Source organism: Salinicoccus roseus (assembly GCF_003814515.1).
In the GTDB taxonomy this organism is placed as follows: domain Bacteria; phylum Bacillota; class Bacilli; order Staphylococcales; family Salinicoccaceae; genus Salinicoccus; species Salinicoccus roseus.
This window is the reverse complement of record NZ_RKQJ01000003.1, coordinates 257,869-281,649: the sequence shown is the minus strand read 5'-3', so window position 1 is coordinate 281,649 and position 23,781 is coordinate 257,869. Positions and strand designations below refer to the sequence as shown.

The following is a 23,781-nucleotide window of genomic DNA, read 5'->3' as shown; positions in this document are numbered from 1 at the left end:
GCATACAGGCTGAAAATACCTGATGAAATCATTTTCCCTCTGCTCTTCATGCTGGGTATGGAAGTTCGCGATGAAAGTGTTCGGACATATGGGCTGGGACCTATATTCCCGATTTTATTGGCATGGTGCTTTCATTTTTATGGGCAATGACCACGGGGGGCGATGTTACGGTTACCATGCTTGTCGGTGGGGTTGTCTATGCAACAAGCGCACCGATTACAGTGAAGATGCTGAACGTCCTGCAACTGAGCTTAAGAAGGTGTGCAGAAGTAGAATGTTTCATTGGCCGCTATAGAGAGAACAGATAAGGACACTATTACTTATAGAGAGAGTGAAGTCATATGTCCAGACAGAAGAAGTGGGCGACCGGGTACCTTGTCGCATTCATCGTCATGATATTCGTAAACTATTTGACCACCACCAATGTGGGCGGGGTGGCCAACAACAATGAAACGATCATCCAGCCGGCAGGATTTGCATTCTCCATCTGGGGACTGATCTATATTCTGCTGTTCATCTGGATAATAAAGGCATTCTTTGCGAAGACATGTGAGGAATCCGTGGCCTCCCGCCTGAAGTTCTGGCCGATCGTCAATTTTATGCTGAATGCCCTGTGGATCATCGTCTTCACGCAGCAGTGGATATTCGCCTCCGTCATTGTGATCATCGCTCTGCTGTATACGCTGGCGGAAATGTATACCACATTGACGGAAACCGGCTACCACTGGTTCGATCGGCTGCCGTTTTCCATCTACTTCGCATGGGTGACGGTGGCGACCATCGTCAATATCTTCAATTTGACGGAGAAGTACAACCTTGACGGCCTCTTTGGAATGGGTGAGCTTGGATGGACGCTCCTCATACTGGCTGTGGCGACACTGATTGGTGTTGCCATCGGAATCTACTTCAGAGACTGGCTGTATCCCCTTATCATCATCTGGCCATACTTCGGCATATACACGAAAAATGCCGGTGAGTATGGCAGCCTGGATATCGTCCTCCTCGTCGGATCGGTCATACTGCTGATCACCGCAATCATCGTCATCTTCATGAAGGTGCGCAGTGGATCGGGGAGGCCTGCAGAAAATCGATAGGAATAATCAATGGGAGACGCCCCTGATGCCGACAGCATCAGGGGCGTATTCTATCTCATCTTAAGGTTGAAGCGTTCCACATACTCTTCGATCGGCCTGATGTTTGCCGTGGTGGCGACCACTCCGACGTGGCCGTCCGGCCGGACGAGGAAGGCGGAGTTTCTTTTGATACCCTTCTTCTTCATATCCCTCGTCCATCGTGTGTAGTGGAGCGGGAGGCCGGACCGGTCGGACAGGTGTCTGATATTTTTGGCCGGACGGCCATAGACATGGAGCTGCCAATCCACACTAGTGAGCGGTTCGAAGTTGTCACCCTCTTCAATGGGCAGCCAAGGCAGGCGGTCACCGCCTCTGATGCCCCCACTTCTGCCCGTACTCAACTCACTGTCCGGATAACGGATCCTTGTCTGGGAAATGATCTTGAAGAGGATGCGTCGGACTTTGTAGGACTGCACCACTCTCGGGAATATATATGGCATCATGATGTTCCTGAACCGTTTCCTGTTGACCGCTTCCCTGAATATGCGGTCAGTGGTCGCAACGAGCTTCCGTGCAAAGGCGATCCGTTCCGTCTCGTACGTATCCAGGATGGCGGGGTCCATCCTTCCCTTTAAAACACAGGCGAGTTTCCATGACAGGTTGAAGGCATCGCCGATGCCTGTATTCATGCCCTGCCCGCCGGCCGGACTGTGTATATGGGCGGCATCCCCCAAAATGAAGGCCCGGCCTTTCCTGAATTTATCCGCCACACGGTGATGGACCCTGTAGGGAGAATACCAGTTCACCTCTCCCACTTTGATGGGCAGTACGCTCTCGACATGGGGGATGAGCGGAGAGAACTCCTGAGGGGGTTCGGGATCGATCAAGTGGGGTGGGATGATGCCGATCAGACGGACGGTGCCGGTTGTCCGGATGTTCAGTGCCAGATTGAACTCGCTGCCCCGGAAGCCGGCCGACATCCCTTTGAACGGCTGGGTGTTTTCTGCGTCTGCCACAAAGAAGATCTGGCTGTACGTGCCGCCGGGGAAATCAAGATCGAGCTGATGCCGTACTGTGCTATGTGCACCATCACATCCGCATACATAAGCATATCTGGAACGGGAGTTCCCTGAGTGGTTCTGAATCACTGCTTCGATGTGGTCTTCCTCTTCTTCGAATGAAATCAGTTCGGTCTGCCATTCCACCCGTATACCCTTTGAGGCCAGGTATTCGACGAGGATGGATTCATGTACATCCTGCGCCAGGCTCAGCAGGTAGGGGTAGGGGGTGATTCCTGTGCCCATCTCCCCGAGTGGGATTTTGCCGACCTCGAGACGGTCCTTATAGATGTGCACGGCATCCTCCACGATGCCGGCTTCCGTCAACCGATGTGCCAGTCCGAACTGTCGATAGAACTCGAGTGTCCGGGCATGGACGACCATCGCCCTCGACGTCTTACCGGGCTCGTCATTCTGTTCGATGATGCGGAACGGTACTCCCTGCTTCTCCAGTCCGATGGCAAGCGCGAGGCCGGTCGGTCCTGCACCGACGATCAATACTTCATTTTCCATGCATATCACCTCCGTGATGCGTTGTCCTTCCATCATTCATTACTACTATACCCATTATCCTCTTGGGTTCCTCCTGCGGATTCGAATGACACCCGCGGTTCTGCACCCCGGATTCTATGCTAGAATGATAGGGTCTGAACAATCATCCCATTACATATTGGAAAGAAAGGGGCAATCCATATATGAAGAATAAAAAGGACTACCGCATACTGGCCAGTGACATCATCAGGCTCGTAGGCGGGGAAGGGAACATCGATAAAGTGATCCACTGCGTCACCCGTCTCCGCTTCTATCTGAAGGACGACACCCTCCCGGACAGTGAGAGGATAAAGGAATTGGAGGGCATCATGGGGGTGGTGGAGGCAGGAGGCCAGTACCAGGTTGTTGTTGGGCCTGCGGTCGATGATATCCATAAGGAAGTGGTCAGCCAACTGTCTCTCTCTGATGAAACGGATTCGGAAGATGCACCTTCAGCCGGTCCTAAAGCGGACAGAACCGCTTCTGAAAAAGTACGGCATGGTTTCAACACCCTGATCGGCATCATTACCGGCGCCGTCATGCCGATCATCAGCATCCTTGCTGCCGCAGGGATAATCAAGGGGCTCCTTGCTGTACTGACAAGTTCGAACATCATTTCCGATACCGGGACGGCCTACCTGATCATCAATGCCATGGCTGATGCGGTATTCTACTTCCTCCCAGTACTGGTCGGCTTCAATGCGGCGAAACGGCTTGACGGCAATCCGCTGCTGACAGCCGTCATCGGGGGCGTCATCATCCATCCGACGATACTTGAAGCGGCAAACAGCGACGTCAGCATCTTCTCGATCGGCACGGTCGACTTTCCATTCCTGGCATATACCTATTCGATTTTTCCGATGATACTTGCCGCATGGATGGTCAAGAAGCTTGAAGAGTGGCTGAAGACATGGGTATCCGCCTACATACAGGCGATCTTCATCCCCATCGCCGTCATTGGAATTGTGTCGACCATCACCCTCATCCTGACCGGGCCGGTGCTGATCGGCTTCTCCTCACTGCTCGCCAATGGGCTGGAGTCGATGCTGAATCTGAATGCCCCGATATTCGGTGCGATCATCAATGGATTCTACCAGCTGCTGGTGATATTCGGACTGCACTGGGGCATCATTCCGATCTATGTCAACGACTTTGCGACCCTTGGCTACAGTTATCTTTCTGCGATGGTGAGCATGACCATCGTCGGACAGGGTGGGGCAGCACTTGGAGTAGCCGTCAAGACGAAGAAGGCCGACATCAAGGAAATCGGGTATGCAGGCGCCTTCTCCGCCTTCTGCGGCATTACGGAGCCGGCCATCTACGGCATCAATCTGCGTTTCCGCAGACCGTTCATCTGTGCGAGCATCGCGAGTGCACTTGGCGGCTTCCTGGCCGGGCTCCTCAACATCAACATGTGGAGCATCATCGGATCCCTCATCGGCCTGCCATCGTTCATAGATCCGGATAACGGCATCACTGCGAATTTCTGGTACGCCATCCTCGTCACAGCAATCACCCTTTTCGTAGCCTTCGGCCTCACTTATGTATGGGGCTATAATGACAGAATGGAAATGGCGAAGAAGCGCGAAAAGCCAAAGAATCCGGCCAAAGCGGACCTTGCGAAATGATTCTTTAATCCAGGAAATCGAACTTCGATGGTTCAAACGCCGTGATTCAGGATATGGATATATATAAATCAACAATAAGGACAGGTGATACGATGGAACAATCGAAGGTGATAGAACGCATTACTGAAATATTGGATGAATCGAAGATCGGTGTCCTCTCGACAGCACAGAATAATGAACCGAATGCACGTTACATGTGGTTCTATAATGATGGGTTGACGCTGTATGCGAAGACGAATGACCAGTCGTCGAAATATGATGAACTCGGGGATAACCCGAAAGCGCATGTATTGCTTGGGTTCCATGACTCCCCGAGTCACGCGTTCGTTGAAGTATATGGCGATGTCGAACGCATCAATGACCAGGAGACGATCGACTGGGTGTGGGAAGATGCCGATGCGGAATTCTTCGATTCCAAGGACAATCCACATCTCAAAGTGCTGAAGATTACACCGACGGACATAAAGATCATGAATGATGATAAGTATGAAGAAGTGAAATTGTCACTATAAGGAGAGGGTAGGATGCTTGCCTACGTATGGGCGGAAGACGAAAACAAACTGATCGGCAGGGATAAGGCGCTGCCATGGCGGCTCCCGGCCGACATCAAATTCTTCAAGGATGTGACGATGCAGGGAGATATCGTCACAGGCCGAAAGACATATGAGACCATCCCCAACCGGCCGCTGCCGGGCCGACGCAATATCGTCCTCACACTGCAGGCGGACTACGAGGCACCGGGTGCCATCGTCGTACATTCCAAAGAGGAGATACTGGCGCTTGAAGAGGAGAACGGGGAGGACCTCTACATCATCGGCGGTGGTACACTATTCAGGTTGTTTGAGAATGAGGTCGATGTACTTTATCGCACCGTCATCCATGACACTTTCGAAGGAGATACGTATTTCCCGCCGGATTTCGACTACACCCCGTTCGAACGTGTAGAATCATGGGACGGCCCTGTCGATGGGAAGAACAAATATCCGCACACCTATGAGGTATGGCGGCGCAAGTGATGCATACAGAAAGTCCCCGTATCATGGATACGGGGACTTCTTTCTACTGGTCCGTGCGCGGTACGGGATAGAATCCTTTATAGAGCTGCTGCCACAGCGGGTCCGGCAGTTCGTGCTTGTCCGACCGCTCCGGATCGAACACATTGATGATCTCATCTTCCCTGCCGGCTTCCGTCTTCTTGACGAAGTCATAGTCGAGCAGTGCGGCACGGCCGAGGGCGATCATGTCGACGTTGCCTGCTTCAACGGCTTCAAGCGCCTGGTCCGGCGTGAAGATGGAGCCGATGCCGATCAGCGGCATGCGGCCACCGATCCATTTATGCAGCAGTTCGACGCGTTCGATGCCTGCGTACTTGCCGTCGCGTGTCTCCGAATGTATATCGAACAGCGAGACGTGGAGGTAGTCGAGCGACTTCTCGACCAGCTTGCCGATCAGCGTTTCGGTGATTTCCATGTCTATCCCGGGAGACTGTGGCTCTTCAGGAGAGAAGCGGTAGCCGATGATGAAGTCATCGCCCGCATGTGTCTTGGCTGCCTTGACCACCTCGTCGACGACTTCCATCGCGAACAGGTAGCGGTCTCCTCCCCATTTGTCCATCCGCTTATTGAAGTAGGGGGAGACGAACTGATGGATGATGTAGTGGTTCGCGCCATGGATTTCCACGCCGTCGAATCCTGCTTCTGCCGCGCGCCGTGTCGCCTCGCCGAATGCCTTGATCGTCTCCTCGATCTCCGATTCGGTGATTTCACGCGCATCATGCGGTTCCGCTTCGCCAAAGCTCTGCATGGTGATCGGGCTCGGTCCGGCAGAGTCGCCACCCGGCGTCAGCTCAGGCAGTGCCTGTACGCCGCCATGGTGGATCTGGACGACGGCTTTCGCACCGTCGGCCTTCATGGCTTGGGCAACATTCTTCAGACCTTCGATATCCGAATCATGGGCGATGGACGGCTGGCCGGGGAAGGCCTTGCCGAGGTCTGTTACATTGGAAGCTGCAGTGAGCGCGAGTCCCATGCCTCTGGAGCGTTTGCCGATATATTCGATTTCCGCGTTTGATGCGGTGCCATCATCGTTCGAGGTGACGTGTGTCATCGGTGCCAATACAAATCTATTCCTGAGCTCGACGCCGTTCGGCAATGGAACGGTCTCGAACAGGGGTGCATACTTTTCGTTCATTGTGTTTGAAGCCTCCTGATATTTCTTGATTGGTGCAACAGGATATACTATACCAATCTGCTTTCCATCTTTTCAATTTTCCTGTTCGGCAGGGTGGTTAAGGGAAGGAAATATGGTAGAGTATGAAGAGAAAAAATGATGGAGGATAAAAACATGAGCATCTGGTTTCTATTGAATGGGCTGCTGCTCATCTGGGCGATATGGAATGTCGCTTCGGGTGTGGCGGTCCATACATCATACATCCATATCCTCCTCGGTTTCACGGGCTTCCTGTTCTTCATCTTCAATTGGACCCGCAACGCGGTCTTCTCCACAATCCGGAACATCGAAAACAGGCAGACGAAGATCAGGCTCGCCACAATGTCCAAGCGGATCCGGCCGTACCACCGATGGGTGGGGACGGGGGCGTTTCTGATCATACTGCTGCACGCCTGGGCGGTGGTCGCTCTATACGGATTCAATCTTGGCAACATGAAGATACTGACCGGTTTCCTCGCGTCCATCAACCTGTTTGTTCTCGTCCTCTCGGGCTGGTACCGCCTGCTGGTCGATCCGAGGATCAAAATCAGGAAACTCCATATCCGCCTCGGCGTTTCGATGTTCATCCTGACCGCTGTGCATTTCATCTATTGAATAAATAGAACCTGGCAGGAATGGAACCGCCAGGTTCTACTAAAGATTGATGTTTTGCGAGAATTCTCATCTGCTGCTTAGCTCGCTGACAGCAAGGATGGCATTCGCCACTTCTTCTGGAGTGATCTTGTCGCTCAGATTGGCAAATGTGTCGTTCGGGTCCGTGGCCAATTGCCCCACTTTTACGAGGTCCTCATAGTTTGTGTCTTCAAGATGCATTTCTTTAAGTGTCGTTGGCATGCCAATACTTTTGTAGAACTCGATGTACCTGAGCATTGTTTCATCAGAACTGTTTTCAAGCATCAGCTGGACGAGTGTACCATAGGTCACTTTTTCACCATGGGAGAGGTGATGGATATCCCCTGAAAGGGTAGTGAAGCCGTTATGGATTGCGTGGGCAGCAGCAAGGCCGCCATTTTCGAAACCAAGACCGGACAGAAGGGTATTGGCCTCTATAACGGCTTCCACCTGTGGTGTCACTAGCCCTTTGGATGCTGCTTTGTAAGCTGCATGACCATGCTTGAACAATGTTTCTTCACATTTTTCAGCTATTGCGACTGAAGCAAGTGTAGGTTGCCCGCCTACCATCGTTTCCCCGTTGCTCTTCAATACTGCACGGGCTTCCACAAGCGTGGCCATGGCATCGCTCATGCCTGAAGTAAATAACTTTATTGGTGCGTTTACGACGACTTCAGAATCGACAAGAATCAAATCTGGGTTCTTGTCATAGAACCGGTAGCCGGTAAATTCACCATCATCGGAATATATGACAGAAAGGGAGCTGGTTGGGGCATCGGTGGAAGCCGTGGTCGGAACAATGATTACCGGTACTTTCAAATTGTCAGCAATCGCTTTGGAAGTGTCCAAAGTTTTGCCGCCACCTATACCAATGATGATGTCTACGTCATTTTCCTTTCCAACATCACTCAGTCTGTCAATTTCAGTTTCAGAGGCTTCGCCTTTGAATTCTTCATATACAAAATCGATATTGGCATTGCGGAAGCTTTCTTTAATCTTCTCCCCAGTAATTGACCAGACCATCTCATCAGAGATGGCAAGGGGGTTTTTGGCCAGTTTCTCCGTCTCTTCGCCCAGGGTCTCGAGGACCCCTGCTCCCTGTATATATTTGCCGGGAGATTGGAATACGCTTTTCGCCATTGGAAAGACCTCCATTTTTATATTGTCTTTATAATTTTCATGTATCCTTCATTTATCCTCTGTATATACTTTTAAACATGGCGTATCAGAAGCTGCAGGTTATCCCTACCAAAATGGTAAGTTTGCGCCTTCATTCCGAGTACATAACTATGTATAATGGTGTGTATATGAAAATGGAGGTAGAGAGATGAAGAAGTATTTGTTTTTGATGCTGTCGGTATTGTTCGTGCTTGTACTGGCTGCGTGTACAGATGACAGTGGCGTGGAAGAGGAGGCGGAAGGGGACGGTGAGGCAAGCGCCGATGATGCGGAAACATCCGATGACATCACTATGAGCCTGCTTGCAACACCGAATTCCATGGACCCGCATGCGGCGAATGACCAGCCGTCGAACCATGTGAACGTGAATATATATGAAGGCCTGGTGCGATTCACGCCGGAACTTGATATCGAACCCGCTCTTGCGGAATCCTACGAGCAGATTGATGATGTGACGTGGGAATTCAAATTGAGGGAAGGCGTCGAATTCCATGACGGTACCCCGTTCAATGCGGAAGCGGTCAAGGCGAATCTCGACCGTGTAAGGGATGAGGAAGTGGGAGCACCGGTGGCATTCCTCTTTGAACTGATAGATTCTGTTGAAGTGGTGGACGAAAACACAGTACATATCAAGACCATCCACCCGTTCGCTGCCCTGCCGTCGCACCTGGCACACCCGGCGGGCGGTATGATCAGCCCGGCTGTCATCGAGGAAGACTACGCACAGTATGAAGAAGGTGGAGAGATCCTTACCGAGGTCAACCGCAACCCGGTCGGCACAGGGCCGTTCAAATTCGAGGAGATTTCAGAAGGGGACTACGTGACACTCGTGCGCAATGAAGACTACTGGGGAGAGCCGGCCAAATCGGCATCCTTCACCTTCAAGGCAGTCCCTGAAGATGCGACCCGCATCGCGGAACTCATGACAGACACAGCCGACCTGATCTATCCGGTCGACCCGAACGACTATGCACAGATCGATGAGTCGAATGATACGAAAATGAACGAAACGGAAAGTGTCCGGATGGAGTATGTCGGATTCAATACGGATAAGGCGCCGTTCGATGATCCGTCTGTAAGGCAGGCCGTCGCCATGGCCATCGACAAGCAAGCCATCATCGACGAGATGCTGGTCGGCCGGGCGGAAGTGGCGGATACACCGCTGGCGCCGGCCGTGTTTGGACATAGTGATGACCTGGACACCGTTGAGAATGACAAGGAAGCGGCAAAAGCACTGCTTGAAGAGAGTGGATATGCAGACGGCTTCACTGCCGAGATTACGGTCATGGACCGGACGGCTGCAGATATGGCAGCATTCATCCAGGAGGAGCTGGCCGACCTGAACATAGAGCTTGAAATCTACCAGCTCGAATCCGGTGCATTCCTCGATTATGTCGGGGGCGGAGATCATGACATGTTCATCGGCGGCTGGGGTACGGTGACTCTGGATGCCGACTATGGCCTCTATGCACTGTTCCATTCCTCAAACATCGGTACATCCGGCAACCGTTCCCGCTATCAAAATGCGGAAGTCGATGCACTGCTTGACGAAGCTCGTTCGGAAACCGACGAGGCCAGCCGACTGGCGCTCTATGAAGAGGCCCAGCAGATCATCCTCGACGAATCACCGATCATCCCGATCTACCATCCATCACTGCTCACAGGACTCGGAGCGGACATTGAAGGATACGGACAGCATCCTGCAAGCTTCCATTTCCTGAAGGACGTACACAGATAAAATGACAAACGCATTACCCGAGCGGGTAATGCGTTTTTTGGTCTGCCTGAAATATTTTATAATAATCCTACTGCGCTACAGGTTCCAGGCCGAGGGCGGCCCCGTTGCGGCTGCTGTCGGCAACCCCTCTGAAGGTGCCGTTCTCCTGATCGATCAGGATGCTGTTGACGTTGCCGAGGGACTCGGGCTCGTCACCGAAGTTATGACCCATGCCGTTCAGCCGGTCGATGACATCACTCGGCACCCCTTCCTCATAGGTGTAGTTCTCCATGCCATTCGTGAAGATGCGCGGTTCTTCAACCGCCGCCTGCAGTTCCATCTCATATTCGAAGTTGTTGATGATGGTCTGCAGCACGGAAGTGATGATCGTCTGTCCGCCCGGTGATCCGACGGTCAGCATCGGCTTGCCATCATCGAAGACGATGGTCGGGGTCATGCTGCTGAGCGGACGCTTATTCGGCTGGACTTCATTGGCGCCGCCCGGCTCTGCATCGAAGTCGGTCAATTCATTGTTCAACATGAATCCATATTCCGGAACCATGATGCCTGAACCGAATACCTGCTCGATTGTGGTCGTATAGGAGACGACATTGCCGTACTGGTCGGCGACACTGAAGTGTGTCGTCTGTCCGTCGACTTTATCTCCCGGCTGGTCGACGGAATCATAGTCCGCCATGCCGCCCTGGTAGTCGAACGGATTGCCCGGTTCCGGTTCTTCGATGACCGAATCGAGGCTGATCATGTTCCGTCTCTCTTCGAGGTAATCCGGGTGGAGGAGTCCTTCAATCGGTACTTCGACGAATTCAGGGTCCCCAGCATATTCACCACGGTCGGCATAGGACAGGTGCATCGTCTCCGCCATCAGGTGGTATTTCTCCCAGGACTTCATGTCATATTGGGAAAGGTCGAAGCCATCCAGTATGCCGAGCATCTGGAGGAGGAAGACGCCGCCGGAGCTCGGTGGCGGCATCGTGGCGATGTCATAGCCTTTGAATTCTCCCCATACCGGCTCATCGACCGTCACGTCATACTGCATCAGATCATCCTTCTCCATCGAGCCGCCGAATTCCTGGACGGTATTCGCCAAAGCTTCTGCAATCTCACTGTTGTAGAAGTGGTCGATGCCATTGTCTCTGATCAGCTGCAGTGTATGTGCAAGGTCTTCTTGGACTAGGGTATCCCCTTCAGACAGCGGTTCGCCATCATTGAAGAATACTTCACTTGCTGCGCTTTCCATCAGCTTTTCCTGGCTGTCCTCAATGGAGAAGGCAAGGACATCATCGATCGGGAAGCCCTCACTTGCGATATGGATCGCCGGATCGACCAGATCAGGCATGGCCATGGTGCCCCACATCTGGTGCGCAGTGTCCAGACCCTTCAACGTGCCAGGAACACCGACTGAAGTCCCCTGCATGACACGTTCCTCAAAAGGAATCGGCTCTCCATCCTCACCGAGGAACATATCTGGTGTGGCACCGGCAGGTGCCCGTTCCCGGCTGTTGACGATGGTCGTTTCACCCGTCGCCCCGTCATGGACGACCATGAAACCGCCCCCGCCCATGCCGGACATCATGGGTTCCACGACATTCAATGTAAACTGCATCGCAATGGCTGCGTCGATGGCGTTGCCATCCGACTCAAGAATATCCAGACCCACTTCGGATGCGAGCGGGTGGGCTGAAACCACCATGCCGCCATTCGCTTCTGCCACATCATTTTCCGTACCGTAATCCGCTTCGTAGTCTGCTGCGAGGACGCCTTGGGATACTGTCGTGATAATCATCAGCAATACGCCAAACATCAAACTGGAACGTACAAGAAACTCCTTCATCACTACACCCCTTATAATTTATTAATATGGGCTTGATATCCGTGCATCGGTATCCAGTCCATATTATGTAATCGGAATTGCGCAAGCGGTCCTGCCATATGTGTGGGGGTGAAGCATTATATTAATTTTTGTAATATTACAACTATTAAACTAATAGTAGCAATATTTTCCATATGCGTCAACGCTGCACTGTGGCACATGGGTAGGGACGCAGTATTCGGGTCACAAAGAAGTAGGTATTTGCAGAGCGGGGGAGGGTATAGAAAAGGAAAGGAGTGAGCAGAATGGAAGAATTGAAGAACGTGCTGTATAAACGTGTGGAGAAGCTGAAGAAATCCTACAGGGATTATGAGAACAATCCATACCATCCGAAGACGGCGCACGCATTGAGGGTGAGTTCGAGAAAGGTCCGTAGCTTGCTGAATTTCCTGAAGCATACTTTCGACGAGGAGGAATATGACCGCCTCAACAAGGAACTGAAGGATCTTGCACAGATATATGGACGGTTGAGGGAATTCGATGTACTCATCGACCTGTGCAGTGAGATTGCCCTGCGTCAGCCTGACTTGAGCGACCATTACAGGGATATGTTCAAATATCTCAATCAGGAACGTGCGAGGGAGATGCGCCGGACGTTCAACAAGACGAATATCCAGTCTACAGTATCAGCAATCGAAAGCGTCGACTCCGCAACCCATGCATTGAAGTTTGAAATCGACGGCGACTGGGATGAATATATCGGAAAACGGCTGAAGAAGCGGAGCCGCAAGCTTGCAGAGGATTATGATAATGTCGATATGAGCGACTATGAGGCGGTGTATGACATCCGTAAGCGTGCGAAGAAACTCAGGTATGCCGCCCGCTACTTCGGTGGCCTGACTTCGAAGAAGCACAAGAAGCTCATGAAGCGGGCCAAGAAGATCCAGGATCAGTTTGGGGAAGTGACCGATGCCCGGATCAATCAGCATCTGCTTGAACAGCTGGCAGAAAAAGTGGAGGATGAGGACCTGCAGATGACCTTCCAGTACATGAGCCGGATCGAGGAGCAGGCGAGACAGCCTTAGATAGTGAAAACCATTTGATAAAATTTTTATCATTATAAGTACTGAATATTGATTTGAAAAGTATATACGTATATACTTTTAATGAGGGGTTGATATTATGTCTATTCAAAGAAAAATAAGGAAAACAGGGAACAGTACCGTTGTCAGCATACCTAAAGATATTCTCGAAAAATTGAATGCTGGGGAAGGGGACAATCTGGAGTTCGTCATAGAGGATGAAGCAGTAGTTATAAGGAAAGAGGAAGATTCACAAAAGGATATATTGACACTTTCCAATGAAATGTTCGAGAAGTATGACAAGACCATGCGTGATCTGGTAGAGAGATGATTTATTATTTAACAGAGCAGGATTTGGTACTCATCAATGTCAACGTAATAAAAAACTATTCTCCCAAAGAACAGATTGGAATCAGAGAGCCAAATTCATTGAATATGACCATCGAGTCGCCTAAACAGGAAGTTTATGGGAGAGAACTTTATCCCACTTTGAAACTGAAGGCTGCAAATTTATATAGGAACATAATTATAAAACATATATTTTTTAACGGAAACAAACGTACGGCAGCCAATGCATTATATGTTTTTCTCCGGTTGAATGGTGTTACCCTGACAGTTGGACCGGATGAATTTACTGAGTACACAGTAAGGGTTGCCACGGATAAAATTGAAGAAAAAGAAATTGCGGAGTGGTTGGCACTTCATACTAAATGTACGGACTGATACCAGGATTCCTATTCTCATCACTCGCAATCTTAATGTTTTCCAAAATCGGCTCAGCCCCGACTGCGGACATGAGACATGAGTTCGAAATGGCCAAAAGAGGCTGATCAATAACGAGCCCCCTTAAGATTTTTTCATCTTAAGGGGGCTTTAATATTGTTTCAAATCCTGTCTTTCCCTATTTATGCAACTTTTTAATTACCAACATGTATAATGACCTTAAAGGCAATTCAACACAGTAATGGTTGGTCATTACAATAAGTGATGAGGAGGATGTCCCATGTATAAGAGGATATTGATCACCGGCGTCAGCAGGCCGGGCGGCATCGGAAGCGAATTGGCCCGGAAGTTTGCGGAATCGGGGTACGCAGTATATGCGCACGGATCCGCAGGATATGATGAAGCTATCGGCTACAGTGATGCAGGGAAAAAGCGTTCGATGGACAAGGTCACGAGACTGGAGGATTCCGACCTCTCGACAAAAGAGGGAGTGGAAAAACTGCTTGCTGAACTTTCGAACCATGAGCCATTCAGCCATATGATACTCTGTCATGCGCACAGTACAGAGTGTGAAATGGAAGATTGGTCATTCGAAGAGATCAACAGTCACCTGCTGACGAATGTCACTTCAAGCATGCTGTTGATCCAGGAATTCCGGAAAAATTTCGAAGACACTGCAGGATGCATCACCCTGTTCGCCTCAGGTCAGAAGCTGGGTCCGATGACGAATGAAATTCCCTATGCCGTATCGAAGGCGGCGGTTGCCAACCTGGCGGTACAGGCTTCCCACGTTCTGGGCAGCATGGATATCCGTGTCAACGCCGTGAACCCGGGTCCGACGGATACGGGCTACATTGAAGACCCGGAACTCTACCATGAGATTGAAAGCCGCTTCAACGCCAAACGATGGGGCACACCTTCTGATGTAGCCAATCTTCTCCTCTTCCTCCACAGCAGGGAGGGTGCATGGATCACCGGACAGGTAATCAACAGCGAAGGCGGCTTTAGGCGGTAAGTCAGCCAAATGATGCGATAACCTTTAATATCCTTTTGACGGGGTATATGTAGTGTGTAATTACACTACCGGAAAGCAGGTTGAATATGGAAATCTTCTACGATAAAGATGAGAACAATGCGTATCAGACCATCAGAATTGAGATTGATGCAACGCCCGAGGCTATCTTCAGATATATCGGGACGACGGAAGGAATCAGGCAGTGGTTTCCCCAGCTCTCCTTCAGGCAGGATGGAAACAGGCATCAGCTGCTGTTCGACCTGGGAGATGACAAGTATGAGGAGATGGATGTGCTGATCCATGAAGCGCCTGAACACCTCAGATTCACATGGGATACCGGAGAAGTGGATATGCAGTTGAAATCGACAGGCTATTATACGGAACTCATATTCGAAGAAAAATTACCATATGAATTCGGGACTGTGGCACAGGATTTCACAGGATGGCAGTTCCAGGTCGGGAATATCAAGCATATCGCCGAAACCGGAGAACCGAGACCATCGGAAGATCATGATTTCAAGGCGGCGGAGGATAAAGTCGCAGAAGCCCTTGAAAAGGAAGAGGGCGAAGGGGAGAAGAAGCAGGACAGTGATGGGCTGCCCGAGTAGAAGTTGGTAATACAGAAAGCAACCATGAAAGTACATGTCACAGGCTGTAAAAATCAAAAGATTACATTTACAGCTTTTTATTCTATAATCAAAGGGAGTCATACATCATATTTAAGGAGGAATCGGTCTTATGGAAGAGTGGCTGCCCAGTTTGAAGACGGATACACCGCAGGAAGGATATGAGTTGGCAATCAAGTTGGCACGCAAAGGGGTTGCACTGACACAGCCGGACGCAGAGGTTAGGAAGAAGCTGAGAGGCATCTATGCAGAAAATGCAGACAGCCTGACATTGGCCTCCCAGGTGATCGCCATCCACTACCAGACAGTTGCGGCGGCAAACGACTATTGGAAGTAGCGCATCCGCCCTCCTTATTCTAAGGAGGGTTTTTATTATGCGTTTTTCAAGCGATGCCGGCATATACAAGGGTCTGTTGAATAATCTTCCGCTTGCCCCAGATACTTGATGGCCGTCAATTTTTATTTCATGTGCTGCCTCTATAATTATAAGTAACAGGAAGCACGGATTTAAAAATTAAGGAAGAGGTGGCAATTATGAGCAAGTGGTTCAACAGGCATTTAAACCAATTGATGTACATTTCAGGCGCATTGATCGTAATCGGTATAGTGGCGGGGATACTCGGCTACAGTGAAGTTACAAACATCACTTTCATCGTCGCAACAGTCGTTGCAATCGGCCCGATCATCAACAAGGCATGGATGGCACTCACAATGAAGAGCTTCAGCATCGAACTCCTAATCACCATCGCAGTCATCGGGGCGATGTTCATCCAGGAATATACGGAGGCGGCAATCGTCACATTCCTGTTCCTGTTCGGGGCGTACCTCGAGAAGCGGACACTGAACAAGACGCGGAGCTCCATCCAGTCCCTGGTGGATATGGCACCGGCAACGGCAACGGTCATACGGGATGGCAAAGAGATGGAACTCGATGTGGATGAAGTGGAGGCCGGTGACCATGTCATCGTGCGGCCGGGCGGCAAAGTGCCGGTCGACGGTACAATCCTGAGCGGGCAGGCCCACATCAACGAAGCAGCAATTACAGGAGAATCCAACCTGCGGTTCAAGGCCGAAGACGCGGAGGTCTTCAGCGGCAGTGTGCTGGACAGCGGATACATTGAACTGACAGCAACGAAAGTCGGGGAGGACACGACCTTCTCCAAAATCATAGAGTTGGTCGAGGAGGCGCAGGAGCGGAAGAGCGGCACAGAGAAGTTCCTCAACACATTTGCCCAATACTACACACCAGCCATCGTCGTACTCGCCATCGTCGTCTACTTCCTTACACGGAACCTGCATCTTTCCATCACATTCCTCGTCATCGCATGTCCGGGCGCACTCATCATCGGTGCACCGGTCGCCTATGTGGCAGGCATCGGCAACGGCGCGAAGAACGGCGCACTCATCAAGGGTGGGGAAGTCATCGACAACTTCGCGAAAGTCGATACGGTCATCTTTGATAAGACCGGTACACTCACGGAAGGCAGTCCGACCGTCACAGACATCACGATATTCGATGATACAGATGAAGAAAACTTCCTGAGACAGGTCGCAAATGTTGAGATGGTCAGTGAGCATCATCTTGGACAGACCATCGTCAAGGAAGCGAAATCAAAATCCATTCCTGTCGAAAAGAGCACTGTCGAAGACGCAGAAGCCATCAAGGGCAAAGGCGTAAGCGGCATATTCGAAGGTGCAAAGTATATCATTGGCAATAAAAAACTGATGGAAGACTACAATATTGAGCTTGATACGGATACCGAAGCAAAGTATATCGACCAGCAGAAGGCAGGCAACACCGCAATATTCGTGGCTCGCGATAACCAGATCGTCGGCATCTTGTCCATCATGGACAAGATCAGGCAGGATGCCTTCACTGCCATCCAGACACTCAGGGACAAGGGCGTCGGCTCACTCGTCATGCTGACGGGTGACAACTACCACTCCGCGAAAAAGGTCAGCGACATCCTCGGACTGGACGGCTTCCACGCAGAACTCATGCCTGACGACAAGATGAAGTATATCGAAGATGAGAAGGAGCGCGGCCGCAAGGTGATGATGGTCGGCGACGGCATCAACGATGCACCCGCACTCGCATTCGCAGACGTCGGCATCGCCATGGGACATGGCGGCACGGACATCGCAATGGAGACGGCGGACGTCGTGCTCATGGGCTCCAGGATGGAGCAGCTGGCACACGGGTTCACAATATCCAAGATGACCTATAGGGTCATGCTGCAGAACACAGCCATCGCACTGCTCACCGTCGCACTCCTGCTCGGTGGTGTACTGTACGGCTACATCCATCTCGCCAGCGGCATGTTGATCCACGAAGTGAGCATCCTGCTCGTCATCCTGAATGCGATGCGGCTCAGGAAGATCAAGGAACATGTACCGAAGGAAAAGAAACTGCAGGAACGCTACAGTTAGAATTGATGGATTAAGAGCACTGTCCCAGAATTCCGGGGCAGTGTTCTCCTGCGTTTTATAGTTGAAAAGGATAAGTTGGTGGAATAAAAAGAAACCGGACGGCAGGTCCAGTTTCTAGTATTCATTCCTAGCTTGATTTGATGCTTTCGACTTCGTAGCCGAGTTTTTCGATGAATCCACTGATTTCAACAGGGCTGGTCTTGCTCCTGTATATGCACTTAATAGCTGGCATCACTTATTTGTGCGTAGTCAATGATTGCAAAGGTTTCCTTATTCATAATGTAATTGACATTTGAAATTCTTTTGCCGTTTGAATTGGCATGTGAGTAAACTCTAGATACGTCTAATTCTACTGTGCCATCTCCCAGATCATTGACATCATTTAAAGTTACCTCATAGGTCGTATGGTCTTTATAATCTCCACTTGATTTATTTGAGGTGATTTTATCATAAGCCGGGGTTCCTTCTCTAAGGTAATAGAAAATATCATCTTCCTCATCATTTAAAGTGTAATTGTAGTAGGCGGCCAGTCGATATAGATACTCATTGATGAGGGTTTCATATGTTATAAAGTCATCAGCACTAATTTCTTCAGATTCCTCATCTTCAGCATGAGGATTTTCATCAAATAGACTGCGTTTAACTGTACCGATTACTTTACCGTTGGGCGTACCAATAGTAGTAGCTCCTGTAATATAATATCGGCCATCCTCGCCCTCTCCTTCATAATTGTAGTACGGAAGCCCATTATGTGTCTTAGACCCATCATCGTAACCTTCTGGTTCCCCTAATGCTTTATACAGGTCCTCTTCTGGGATGCCTGCATAATAGTAAACAGAATCTACATAATTATAGTCTGGATCAATCGTATTATCTGACCCATCATTACCTGGCCCGAATGGAACAAGGTGTTCATATACTACTGCCAAGTTTCCATAGAATGCAGGAGAAGCCCCGCTAGTATAGAGTGTAAAATCGTAAGGGCCATATTTTTCTTCCACTTCTGTTTGTGACATTCCTGGGATAATTGCATCTTGTGCAAACGTCCCATCCGCATTACCAGTAGTGGTTCCGATTAGCTGGGATTTCACCTCGGAGGAGTTGATATCGAAATCAAGGGCTGCTCTATTTTCACTTAACGAAGGATTGTCATCTGAATCTTTTGAAGCGGTTTCAGATTCTTGTGCATCTTTGGAGGAGTTTGATCTATCTTCCTTATCGTTTTCTTCATCCTCCGATTCTTTCTGTTCTTCAAGTTCTTTACGTAACTCTTCATTTTCCTTTTCTAATTTTTTACGTTTTAGCTCTTCGTTTTCTTCTTTAAGTTTTGCTGTTTCTTCAGAAGTTTCACTGGCATTAGCATCGCCCACATCTTCCGTGGTTACTTCTTCATTTCCACACGCAACGAGGAACAGGGAGATCATCACTAGCATCAAAAGTCTCTTCAATAACATAACCTACTTTCATATTGTGTGTATAGTTACATATAGTATACTCTAATTTTAGAAAATATTGGGATTAATTTTAAAATAATTATATGGGTTAATTTAGAAGTAATTGATACTTTCCTTGGTCTTCTCAACTGCAGAGCCCCTAGACCGAAGTTAAACAGAAATTATACTATGAAAGTCTATGAATTATGCATAACAAATGTCTAGGGCTATTTAATGTATATATTTGTGATAGAGTCTCTCTTATTTATGTGAATCAAAATTGGTCTTAAGTTAGTGGTAAACAAAAAACCGGACATCCTGTCCGGTCTCTGACGTGAGTTTCTAGCTTAATTTGACGCTTTCAACTTCGTAGCCGAGTTTTTCGATTTCAATTTTCTTAACAGAATTGATTTGTTAAATTCACATAGTTCTACAATAATCCAAGCTATTTGTTTTCATCTTCTCCAAACACAGGGCCTAACCCTAATAAGATCGTAAGTGTGTTCATGATGGATAGAGTTAATACCATAAATTTTTTTAACAACTTTTTGCCTCCTAATCTTCAAAAGATAAATTAGTCGGTGCTTCTAATATTGTATGACTTAAATCCATATTCGTAGTTGGGGTAGAGACATCAACGATGGAAAATTGAAACTCATCTGCCCAGACTTTTCCTTTTCCCGCTAGTAAAATTCCAAAAGAAACGGAGCCACTGCTTTCAGGAACATCCAGTACTATCGAATAGTAGTTCCAATCAGTTGTAGAAGTAATGGGTCTGTCGCTCATATTATCGAATTGAAGTACATCTCCTAAAGAATCATCAACACGCATCCACATTCCACAGTAGTTTTCTACGTTTTCGGCTTTGATGAAGCTTGATAGTTTCAGTCTTTTTCCTTTAAACTGGTCAGCTTTAAACATTTGCATCATCGTTGCGAATTCATTTTCATTTGCAGCAGTTTTGGATTGTAAATAGCCAGCTGATTGACCTTGGTGGAATACTTTCTTATCGATACCCATTTCGTAATTATGTGGATGCGTCCCACTTAGCATCCATCCCTTTATATTACTTTCTTTTTCCATCTCTGACGCTCCTTTTTTAATAATCATTTTGGACATTAGTTTCCTGTACTTTCCAGGTGATAGACTGTATACGTTTTTAAACGCACGACTAAATGCTTCCTGTGAATTAAACTGAAAGCCCAAAGCAATATCAAGAATATCAACTTCTGTATAAAGTAATAGCACAGATGAGGTAGCCATTCTCCTGTTTCTGATGTATTCCGATGGTGACATCCCTACTTCAGATTTAAAAATCCTGTGCAGATGATATTTGGAGTACCCTGATTTTTCTTCCAGAACGGATTGTGAGAGCTCCATATCAAGATTATCTTCGATAAACTTTATTAATTCTTGTATGAGTAGATTGTTTACCATCATGTCACTCCTCTATGTATTAATCATAACAAGTTGAGAAGTGTATTTTTTGATAAATCTTGCTGTTTATATCATAAATTAATTATTTGCGAAAATTAGGTAAAACAGTTTCGATGGGTATAAGCTTTTCAAGTTTTCATGAAAGACTCTTATCTGTAAATTCCTTACTATTGAGATTTTGAACTCATAAAAAGCATTGTAGACAGTGAAATCCGATCTGCACTGAACCATATTGAAGAATGGAAGTTGGGGTCATTTTCTATAGAGTACGCTCCCTAACTCAAGATACTGAGGCTTAAAATGATTAATAAGAAATAGTATAGGTTCTTATTCATGATTTACTCGCCTTACTGATGAGACATTACTTTTCTATGCATTTACCGTCTATGATCTTTTCTCGACAACCAGCCTATACGTATTGAAGAAGAGGGAAGTGATGCCAACAACAATGAAGGCAATGGCCAGCAACAACCCCAGTAGCCTTGCCCATTCATGGTCATAAGGCGCACCAGTGACGAGGATATAAATATTGGCTGAAAGGAAATAAAGGAGTGTGATGACAAAAAGTAAATGTGTCACCTTGCTCAAAGCGGTTCTTCTTATCGTAATGACATCCCCTTGTCTCACATGAACCTGGTCACTTCGATTCAGCGACTCCACATATTTCAAAGTTCCCTCTGACTCCGGAATTGATACGACTTTCTCCTGAAAACCAGAAAGCGAGGTCATCATATCCCCATTAAACTCTAGAGGGATGGGCGTGAGGGCACCAAGTAATCCTGTACATCTTTTTACGGTAATCTCCATAAGATAACCACTCCTTTCCATCTAGGCTATCACACATGGATTAAGCTTTAAATTAACAGTGGAAGAATCGAGAAAGCGCATTTTTTGCTGTTTTTAGGAGACTTCAATCAAATGAAGTATATAAAAAAGAAACCGGACGACCTGTCCGGTTTCAAGCATGTGATTAAGATTCATCGTATACGGCGACCAGGCGTCCTTGGACTTCACCGCGGTGGAGTCTATTGATTCCTTCAGGAATTTCATCGAAGGTGATATCAGGGAGTTTAAGGGAGAGCCCGCCAATGCCGATCAGTGCAATTTTCATGCCCTTTTCCGCCTTGTCTCTGTTGAAGAGTGCATGGTAGGAAGTCATGCCGGCATCTGTGGCCGAAGCCGCCGTCATATGCGTAACCGTGTGCCAAGCCTGATGGGCCGGTCGGGCAAATGGCTACACGGTCTCCTTCCTTGAAATCCGTGACACCTTCACCGACTTCGATGATGATTCCGGCGTTCTCGTGCGCCATGATGACTGGAGCATTCATTAGAGACATCCAACCTTCATCTTCCATCGTGCCCACATCAGAGTGGCAGAGGCCTACAGTCCCTGTTTTGATGACTACATGGTCTTTCTCAGCTTTCGGATTTTCCTTTTCGACCAATTTCAACGGTTCATGCGTTTTAGTGAATTGCCAACCTTTCATTTGAACACTTCATTTTAATGATCTGTCCTGGTGAAGGACTTTACTCACTGTAATCTTCTCAAACTTCTTCTTCATAAACCAGAATGCGCATCGAACCAAAAAGTAAAAGGGAGTTTCTACACTCCCTTTTACTTGGTTGACATGGATTATTAGCTCGATTTGACGCTTTCGACTTCGTAGCCGAGTTTTTCGATGAGTCCCCTGATTTCATCAGGGCTGATCTTGTTCTCGTCGTGTTCCACTTTGACTTTGCTGGAGTTGAACAGCACCTTCGCCGTGTCCACACCATCACTCCTATTCAATGTGCCTTCAATCTTCTTGATGCAGCTCGGGCAGGTGAATGTTTCCGTCTTCAGATTCGTCTTCATAATGTTCTTCCTCTCCTTAGTAGTGTCTTCCTATCTCACTTACTATTATGGGACAGAAGAGGAAAATAAAAATTGACGCACGTCAATTATGGCGAAGATATATGGAAGACTTAATAATATGGGCTTTCCAGGCCGCATTGAAATATCTCCCATCTATGTTAACCTTTATTAATGTCAAATTTAAAAAATTCCATTATTTCAGGAAAGGTGTTGTAATGTATGAAATCATTTAAGAGCCTTATGACGGTCGGCATTTCATCGATTATTTTCCTTGCTGCATGCGGCAATGATGGAGCTGAGGATGAGTCGGCAGGGAATGGGGAAAGTGGAAATTACAGTGAAGAAATGGAGTATACCATTACTGGCATTGAACCGGGTGCAGGGATAACTGAATCGGCCCATAACACACTCGAGGCATACGATAACCTTGAGGGATGGGAACTTCAGGAAAGCTCGACCGCCGGCATGATGGCCGAGCTTCAGGATGCCATCGAAAACGAGGATCCGATTGTCGTTACGGGATGGACGCCGCACCATAAATTCATCCAATACGATCTGAAGATGCTCGATGATCCGAAGGCTGAAATGGGGGAAGTGGAATCAGTACATACGCTCACACGCCTCGGCCTTGAGGAGGATATGCCGAATGCATATCAGCTGCTTGATAACTTCAACTGGGAAATTGAAGACTTGGAACAGGTCATGTTTGATGCAGAGGAATCCGACTTTGAAACTGCAGCGGCTTCATGGCTGGAGGATAATCAGGATAAGGTAGATGAGTGGACTGAAGGTGTCGAGGAAGTCGATGGCAAGGAAATCGAACTTGCTTCAATGCCTTGGGAATCAGAAAAAGCTGCAGCAGCAGTCATCGAACAGGTATTCATCGACCTGGGATATGATATAGCAGTAACGGAAGTCGACCCTGCGATACTGTTTGAAAGCATCGCGAGCGGCAGCGCAGACGCCACGATTTCACCATGGCTGCCTTCAACTCAAGGCCACCTTTATGAAGACTACGAAGGTGAATTTGTCGACCTGGGTGAAAACTTGGTCGGTGCCCAGAACGGGTTCGTAGTGCCTGAATACATGGATATCGATTCCATTGAAGATCTGGAACCGAAGGAATAGGGATGAAGCAATCTCCATCAATAGTGATGGAGATTTATCTTTTCCGCTGGAATCATTTGAGGGGGGAAGAGTCCAAAAAGTATATGATTACAATAAGTTTGTAACTTTCATATTGGAAGCAGCTTTGACATTTTTATGAAATAAATGGTACGCTTATATGGTTGAAGTAACTTCGAACCATAGTTATTCATTTA

At 48.4% G+C, this 23,781-nt stretch carries 24 protein-coding genes and 1 pseudogene; 15 read left to right on the top strand and 10 right to left on the bottom strand.

Annotated features, from left to right (window positions below; all coding sequences use genetic code 11):
- The first annotated feature begins 176 nt into the window (after window positions 1–176).
- Complete coding sequence (locus EDC33_RS12890; protein ID WP_282957579.1) at window positions 177–308, top strand: hypothetical protein; 132 nt, start codon at window positions 177–179, stop codon at window positions 306–308.
- A gap of 33 nt (window positions 309–341) precedes the next feature.
- Complete coding sequence (locus EDC33_RS10605; protein ID WP_124011158.1) at window positions 342–1,094, top strand: tryptophan-rich sensory protein; 753 nt, start codon at window positions 342–344, stop codon at window positions 1,092–1,094.
- Window positions 1,095–1,144: 50 nt separating this feature from the next.
- Here EDC33_RS10605 and EDC33_RS10600 read toward each other — a convergent pair whose 3' ends face one another.
- Entirely contained in the window at window positions 1,145–2,644 is a 1,500-nt protein-coding gene (locus EDC33_RS10600; protein ID WP_124011157.1) for an FAD-dependent monooxygenase, read from the bottom strand.
- Between the two features lie 182 nt (window positions 2,645–2,826).
- On the opposite strand from EDC33_RS10600, the gene EDC33_RS10595 reads away from it, so the two are divergent.
- The 3 genes from EDC33_RS10595 (at window position 2,827) to EDC33_RS10585 (ending at window position 5,306) form a co-directional block, all read left to right on the top strand.
- Window positions 2,827–4,290 carry a PTS transporter subunit EIIC gene (locus EDC33_RS10595; protein ID WP_094906917.1) on the top strand — a complete coding sequence of 488 codons (1,464 nt, stop codon included), beginning with the start codon at window positions 2,827–2,829 and terminating at the stop codon, window positions 4,288–4,290.
- Window positions 4,291–4,382: 92 nt separating this feature from the next.
- Window positions 4,383–4,802 carry a pyridoxamine 5'-phosphate oxidase family protein gene (locus EDC33_RS10590; RefSeq protein WP_124011156.1) on the top strand — a complete coding sequence of 140 codons (420 nt, stop codon included), beginning with the start codon at window positions 4,383–4,385 and terminating at the stop codon, window positions 4,800–4,802.
- 12 nt (window positions 4,803–4,814) lie between these two features.
- Window positions 4,815–5,306 (top strand): dihydrofolate reductase, encoded by a 492-nt coding sequence (locus tag EDC33_RS10585; RefSeq protein ID WP_124011155.1) that lies wholly within the window; start codon window positions 4,815–4,817, stop codon window positions 5,304–5,306.
- A 43-nt stretch (window positions 5,307–5,349) separates the two neighbouring features.
- Here EDC33_RS10585 and EDC33_RS10580 read toward each other — a convergent pair whose 3' ends face one another.
- Window positions 5,350–6,480, bottom strand: a complete 1,131-nt coding sequence (locus tag EDC33_RS10580) for an NADH-dependent flavin oxidoreductase (protein WP_124011154.1) — start codon at window positions 6,478–6,480, stop codon at window positions 5,350–5,352.
- A 153-nt stretch (window positions 6,481–6,633) separates the two neighbouring features.
- Here EDC33_RS10580 and EDC33_RS10575 point away from each other — a divergent pair, with 153 nt between their 5' ends.
- The gene (locus tag EDC33_RS10575) at window positions 6,634–7,113 is read left to right on the top strand and encodes a hypothetical protein (protein WP_124011153.1); all 480 of its coding nucleotides are present in this window, start codon (window positions 6,634–6,636) and stop codon (window positions 7,111–7,113) included.
- 66 nt (window positions 7,114–7,179) lie between these two features.
- Here the strand turns inward: EDC33_RS10575 and EDC33_RS10570 are convergent, their stop codons facing one another.
- Complete coding sequence (locus EDC33_RS10570) at window positions 7,180–8,271, bottom strand: glycerol dehydrogenase (RefSeq protein WP_124011152.1); 1,092 nt, start codon at window positions 8,269–8,271, stop codon at window positions 7,180–7,182.
- A gap of 187 nt (window positions 8,272–8,458) precedes the next feature.
- Here EDC33_RS10570 and EDC33_RS10565 point away from each other — a divergent pair, with 187 nt between their 5' ends.
- Complete coding sequence (locus tag EDC33_RS10565; protein ID WP_124011151.1) at window positions 8,459–10,048, top strand: glutathione ABC transporter substrate-binding protein; 1,590 nt, start codon at window positions 8,459–8,461, stop codon at window positions 10,046–10,048.
- 67 nt (window positions 10,049–10,115) lie between these two features.
- Here the strand turns inward: EDC33_RS10565 and ggt are convergent, their stop codons facing one another.
- Window positions 10,116–11,831 (bottom strand): gamma-glutamyltransferase, encoded by a 1,716-nt coding sequence (gene ggt, locus EDC33_RS10560; RefSeq protein ID WP_371868346.1) that lies wholly within the window; start codon window positions 11,829–11,831, stop codon window positions 10,116–10,118.
- A 332-nt stretch (window positions 11,832–12,163) separates the two neighbouring features.
- Here ggt and EDC33_RS10555 point away from each other — a divergent pair, with 332 nt between their 5' ends.
- From EDC33_RS10555 to EDC33_RS10525, 7 genes are all read left to right on the top strand, one after another.
- Complete coding sequence (locus EDC33_RS10555) at window positions 12,164–12,943, top strand: CHAD domain-containing protein (RefSeq protein WP_124011149.1); 780 nt, start codon at window positions 12,164–12,166, stop codon at window positions 12,941–12,943.
- Window positions 12,944–13,040: 97 nt separating this feature from the next.
- Window positions 13,041–13,271 (top strand): AbrB/MazE/SpoVT family DNA-binding domain-containing protein, encoded by a 231-nt coding sequence (locus EDC33_RS10550; protein WP_124011148.1) that lies wholly within the window; start codon window positions 13,041–13,043, stop codon window positions 13,269–13,271.
- Window positions 13,268–13,663 (top strand): type II toxin-antitoxin system death-on-curing family toxin, encoded by a 396-nt coding sequence (locus tag EDC33_RS10545; protein ID WP_124011147.1) that lies wholly within the window; start codon window positions 13,268–13,270, stop codon window positions 13,661–13,663. Before EDC33_RS10550 ends, EDC33_RS10545 begins: the two co-directional genes overlap by 4 nt.
- 280 nt (window positions 13,664–13,943) lie before the next feature.
- On the top strand, window positions 13,944–14,678 hold the full coding sequence (locus tag EDC33_RS10540; RefSeq protein WP_124011146.1) for an SDR family oxidoreductase: 735 nt from the start codon (window positions 13,944–13,946) through the stop codon (window positions 14,676–14,678).
- 86 nt (window positions 14,679–14,764) lie between these two features.
- Window positions 14,765–15,286: an SRPBCC family protein gene (locus EDC33_RS10535; RefSeq protein ID WP_124011145.1), complete on the top strand. Its 522-nt coding sequence runs from the start codon at window positions 14,765–14,767 to the stop codon at window positions 15,284–15,286.
- 130 nt (window positions 15,287–15,416) lie between these two features.
- Complete coding sequence (locus EDC33_RS10530) at window positions 15,417–15,641, top strand: hexameric tyrosine-coordinated heme protein (RefSeq protein ID WP_094906905.1); 225 nt, start codon at window positions 15,417–15,419, stop codon at window positions 15,639–15,641.
- 197 nt (window positions 15,642–15,838) lie between these two features.
- Entirely contained in the window at window positions 15,839–17,734 is a 1,896-nt protein-coding gene (locus tag EDC33_RS10525) for a heavy metal translocating P-type ATPase (protein ID WP_124011144.1), read from the top strand.
- 218 nt (window positions 17,735–17,952) lie between these two features.
- Here EDC33_RS10525 and EDC33_RS10520 read toward each other — a convergent pair whose 3' ends face one another.
- From EDC33_RS10520 to EDC33_RS10500, 6 genes and pseudogenes are all read right to left on the bottom strand, one after another.
- On the bottom strand, window positions 17,953–19,167 hold the full coding sequence (locus EDC33_RS10520) for a coiled-coil domain-containing protein (RefSeq protein WP_124011143.1): 1,215 nt from the start codon (window positions 19,165–19,167) through the stop codon (window positions 17,953–17,955).
- A gap of 555 nt (window positions 19,168–19,722) precedes the next feature.
- A complete protein-coding gene (locus tag EDC33_RS10515; RefSeq protein ID WP_124011142.1) occupies window positions 19,723–20,604 on the bottom strand; it encodes a helix-turn-helix domain-containing protein in 882 nt (293 codons plus the stop codon).
- 384 nt (window positions 20,605–20,988) lie between these two features.
- The gene (locus EDC33_RS10510) at window positions 20,989–21,411 is read right to left on the bottom strand and encodes a hypothetical protein (protein WP_124011141.1); all 423 of its coding nucleotides are present in this window, start codon (window positions 21,409–21,411) and stop codon (window positions 20,989–20,991) included.
- Window positions 21,412–21,574: 163 nt separating this feature from the next.
- Window positions 21,575–21,793, bottom strand: a complete 219-nt coding sequence (locus EDC33_RS12835) for a hypothetical protein (protein WP_229716727.1) — start codon at window positions 21,791–21,793, stop codon at window positions 21,575–21,577.
- Window positions 21,794–21,839: 46 nt separating this feature from the next.
- A pseudogene (locus EDC33_RS12935) lies at window positions 21,840–21,959 on the bottom strand (alcohol dehydrogenase catalytic domain-containing protein); the annotation flags it as partial.
- Window positions 21,960–22,240: 281 nt separating this feature from the next.
- Complete coding sequence (locus EDC33_RS10500) at window positions 22,241–22,459, bottom strand: heavy-metal-associated domain-containing protein (RefSeq protein WP_188358200.1); 219 nt, start codon at window positions 22,457–22,459, stop codon at window positions 22,241–22,243.
- Window positions 22,460–22,678: 219 nt separating this feature from the next.
- Between EDC33_RS10500 and EDC33_RS10495 the strand changes: the two genes are divergently transcribed.
- Window positions 22,679–23,587, top strand: coding sequence for a glycine betaine ABC transporter substrate-binding protein (locus EDC33_RS10495; protein ID WP_124011140.1), 909 nt, complete (start codon window positions 22,679–22,681; stop codon window positions 23,585–23,587).
- The last annotated feature ends 194 nt before the right edge of the window (window positions 23,588–23,781 follow it).